This is a genomic window from Streptomyces sp. UH6 (assembly GCF_013421635.1).
GTDB lineage: Bacteria > Actinomycetota > Actinomycetes > Streptomycetales > Streptomycetaceae > Streptomyces > Streptomyces abyssomicinicus.
Genome location: NZ_JACADT010000586.1, coordinates 1 through 3594, shown reverse-complemented (window position 1 = coordinate 3594; position 3594 = coordinate 1). Strand labels below are relative to the sequence as shown.

General features: G+C 73.9%; 3 protein-coding genes and 2 pseudogenes. 2 read left to right on the top strand and 3 right to left on the bottom strand.

Annotation, left to right across the window (positions count from 1 at the left end):
- Together HW445_RS22495 and HW445_RS22490 are read left to right on the top strand one after the other, a co-directional pair.
- Positions 1-357: pseudogene (locus tag HW445_RS22495) on the top strand (NAD(P)/FAD-dependent oxidoreductase); the annotation flags it as partial.
- An 11-nt stretch (positions 358-368) separates the two neighbouring features.
- On the top strand, positions 369-1301 hold the full coding sequence (locus HW445_RS22490) for a LysR family transcriptional regulator (protein ID WP_180222783.1): 933 nt from the start codon (positions 369-371) through the stop codon (positions 1299-1301).
- A gap of 79 nt (positions 1302-1380) precedes the next feature.
- Here the strand turns inward: HW445_RS22490 and HW445_RS22485 are convergent, their stop codons facing one another.
- The 3 genes and pseudogenes from HW445_RS22485 to HW445_RS22475 form a co-directional block, all read right to left on the bottom strand.
- Positions 1381-1989 carry a TetR/AcrR family transcriptional regulator gene (locus HW445_RS22485; RefSeq protein ID WP_180222782.1) on the bottom strand — a complete coding sequence of 203 codons (609 nt, stop codon included), beginning with the start codon at positions 1987-1989 and terminating at the stop codon, positions 1381-1383.
- 58 nt (positions 1990-2047) lie between these two features.
- A complete protein-coding gene (locus tag HW445_RS22480; protein ID WP_180222781.1) occupies positions 2048-3343 on the bottom strand; it encodes an FAD-dependent oxidoreductase in 1296 nt (431 codons plus the stop codon).
- Positions 3344-3377: 34 nt separating this feature from the next.
- A pseudogene (locus HW445_RS22475) lies at positions 3378-3594 on the bottom strand (maleylpyruvate isomerase); the annotation flags it as partial.

The following is a 3594-nucleotide window of genomic DNA, read 5'->3' as shown; positions in this document are numbered from 1 at the left end:
GACGTCGCGGCCGTCGGCGACCTCGCGGCCCTCCCCACCCCGTACGGGCCGCGCCGCGTCCCCCTGTGGAGCAGCGCGCTCGAGCAGGCGAAGGCCGCCGCCAGGGCTCTGCTCCACGGGGTGGCGGCACCGCCGCTCAGCCTCCAGCCGTACTTCTGGACCGAGCAGTTCGGGCTGGGGCTGAAGGCGGTGGGGCACCTGCCCGGCGAAGGCCCGCCGGTGTACCTCGAGGGAGGGCCCGGCGGCGGCCCGGCGCTGATGCGCTGGACGCACACCGACGGGACCGGGGTGGCGGTGGCCCTCAACCACCGCGTCCCCGTCCCCCGGCTGCGCCGGCTGAGCCGGACGGCCGCGTAGGCTCCCGTCGCATGAGCGAAGGCGCACCGGCGACCGGGGGGACCTCGGGTTCCGGACTGGACCGGCTGGCGTCGGTCAACCTCAACCTGCTGGTCCCCCTCCTCGCGCTCCTGGAGGAGGGCTCGGTGACCAGGGCGGCGGAGCGGGTCGGCCTGTCCCAGCCGGCGATGAGCCACGCCCTGACGCGGATGCGGCGCCTGCTGGGCGACGACCTCGTCGTCCGGCAGGGCGCGGGCATGACGCTGACCCCCAAGGCACGGGAACTGATCGTCCCGCTGCGCGCGGCGCTGCGGCAGGCGGCCCACGTGGTGAACCTGCCGCGTTTCGACCCGGCCACCGACGCGCGCGTGGTCACCGTCGCCATGACGACCAGCACGGCGTTCGTGGTGGGCCCCGCCCTGGCGCGGCTGGTCGCCGAGCGCGCCCCGCACGCCACCCTGCGGCTGCACACCATCACGGTGCCGACGGAGGCCACCTTCACCGACCGGGGCGTGGACGTGGTGCTGCTCTCGGAGGGGCACTTCTCGCCGTACCCGCGCGAGCGGCTGTACGACGACCGCTGCGTGGTGGTGGCCGCCCCGGACAGTCCGCCGGAGGCGACCGCGCTCGACCTCCTGACCACGCAGCCGCACATCGTGGTCGACACCGACCGCCGGGTCTTCCCGTACGCGGTGCTGGAGGAGAAGGGCGTCGCCTACCGGGTCGGCCGCCTGGTCTCCGACTTCCTGCTGGTGCCCTACCTGGTCGCCCGGGCGGGCGGGGTCGCCCTGCTGCGGCACCGGGTGGCCGCCGCCATGCGGACGCTGACCGGCCTGCGGATCGAGGAGTTCCCCTTCCCGCTGCCCGGGCTCGGGATCGACATGGTGTGGAACCCGCGGCCGGCCGACGAGCACTTCGTCGCATGGCTCCGGGAACTGCTCGTGGAGGCGGCGCGGCAGCCGTGAGGTGCCGGTGCACGAGGTGCCGCGGCGTGAGCTGGCGCGGCGTGAGCCGACGGGGCTTGAGCCGACGGGGCGCGAGGTGTCAGGTGAGGAGCCGGACCCAGCTCTCGCCGAGTTCGTCGAGCATCTGCTCGCGGGTCAGCTTCCAGTCGGCGCCGTCCCAGTGCTGGGCGACGAAGTCCAGCTCGGCCATGGCGAGGACGCCGCGGAAGTGGCGCTGGTGGGGCCGGAAGCGCCCGGCGCGCTCCAGTCCGTCCTCGATGTCGCTGATGGCTTCCTCCAGCCAGCGCTCGACCAGGTCCTTGAGTTCCGGCTCGATCACCGCGGCCTCGCGGCCGATGCGGATGATCGGCCGGATGGCCGGCCAGTTGTCCGCGGTGGCGCGCAGCCAGGCGGTGATCGCCTCCGGCGTCCCCTCGGCGACGGTGGCGACGAGGTCCTGGGCGGTGGAGCCGTGCTCGGAGGAGCGGACGCGCTGGAGCACCTCGTTGAGCTGCTCGTCGATGAGCGCCTTCATCAGCTCGCCGCGGGAGGGGAAGTAGGCGTAGAAGGTCACCCGTGTGGTGCCCGCCGCCTTCGCGACGTCGTCGACCGTGGTGGCGGCGTAGCCCTTCGCCGTGAACAGCTCGAGTCCCGACTCCATCAGCAGCCGGCGAGTCATCCGCTTCTGTGCCTCACGAAGGTTCGCCATGGACGAGATCCTAGAGGGCGACGACCGCGCGGTCGTCGCCCCCTGCCCGCTGCCCGCCTCAGTCCCGCGAGGTCACCGGGATCGGTGTGAACATCTCCGGCTCCTCGTCCGGGGTGAGCGCGGTCGGGCCGTAGACCCAGTCGGTGAAGGAGTAGTCGTAGGTGTCGCGCGCCAGCAGGACCTCGTTGCGCCGCACCCGGTCCTCGCCGCCGAGGTGCCACAGTTCGCCCCAGGAGCGGGCCGTGGTCTGCACCCGGCGGCAGTGCTCGACACGGACCGCCTCGTACGCCGCGAGCGCGCCGTCCCAGTCCGGCGTCCCGCCCTCGCCGGCGGCGTCCGCCATCCGGGCGTGGTGCTCGGACAGCACCCAGCCGTCCTCGATCGCCATGATCGCGCCCTGCGCCATGTACTGGAGCGGCGGGTGCGCGGCGTCGCCGAGGAGCACGATCCGGCCGTGCACCCACGTCTCGATCGGGTCGCGGTCGAACATCCGCCACCAGCGGTCCCGCCACATCAGCGGGATGCCGTCGCGCACCGTGTCGCAGGTGGCCTCGAAGGCCGCGTCCAGCTCGTCCGGGGTGCCCCAGTCCTCCTGGCCGGCCAGGGCCTTGGGCGACTCGAAGACGGCGACCTGGTTGAACATCTCGCCGCCGCGCAGGGCGTACTGCACGAAGTGGCAGCCGGGGCCGACGTGGAGGGTGACGTCCTTCTCCGCGACGCCGCCGCCGTCGCGGCCCGTGCGGCGGACCTTCTCGATGGGCACGGCCGCGCGGTAGGCGACGTAGGAGGAGCTGACCACGTCGTCGCCGACGAGCTGCCGCCGGGCCACCGAGTGCAGGCCGTCGGCCGCGACGACCAGCGGGGCCTCCTGGACGCCGCCGTCCTCCAGGCGGACCAGGGCGCCGGTGGTGCCGTCGTCGTGGGTGACGTTCTCGTAGCCGGTGACGGTCCGGTCGGTGAGCAGCTCGACCCCGGCGCGTTCGCAGGCTCGCAGGAAGATCCCGTGCAGGTCGCTGCGGTGGATCACCATGTACGGGAAGCCGTAACGGCGTTCGAGGTCGCGCAGGTCCAGCCGGGTCAGTTCGGTGGAGTCGAGCGCGTCCCTCATCACCATGGACTCGGGGACGACGCCCAGCCGCTTGGCTTCGTCCAGCAGGCCGTACTCGGCGAGGATGCGGGTGCAGTTGGGGGCGATCTGCAGGCCGGCGCCCACCTCGCCGAACTCCGGCGCGCGTTCCAGGACGCGCACCCGCAGGCCCCGGCGGGTCAGGGCGAAGGCGGTGCTGAGGCCGCCGATGCCGCCGCCGACCACGAGGACGTCGGGCCGGTCCGCGGCGCTGGATTCAGAATTCATGATCAGTTCCTTCGGTGGCGGGGCGGGACCTGGGTCAGAGCCAGGGGCCCAGCACGGGGGCGGGCGTGCCGTCCGCGGCGTGCGGGCCGGCGTCCCGTCCGGTGAGGTAGGCGGCGAGGGCGGGCAGGCCGCCGGTCACCCGCACGGGGGCACCGTCGCCCGGCAGCGTCCAGGCGGCGTCCGGTGCCTGGAGGGTGACGGCCGGACCGGGGGCGGTGGCGCGCTTGGCGACGACGTCCTCGCACAGGGCG

What these genes read in the sequence shown, in the direction of transcription:
- HW445_RS22490 (WP_180222783.1), top strand. Translation starts at nt 369, where the DNA reads ATGAGCGAAGGCGCACCGGCGACCGGGGGGACCTCGGGTTCCGGACTG.
- HW445_RS22485 (WP_180222782.1), bottom strand. Translation starts at nt 1,989, where the DNA reads ATGGCGAACCTTCGTGAGGCACAGAAGCGGATGACTCGCCGGCTGCTG.
- HW445_RS22480 (WP_180222781.1), bottom strand. Translation starts at nt 3,343, where the DNA reads ATGAATTCTGAATCCAGCGCCGCGGACCGGCCCGACGTCCTCGTGGTC.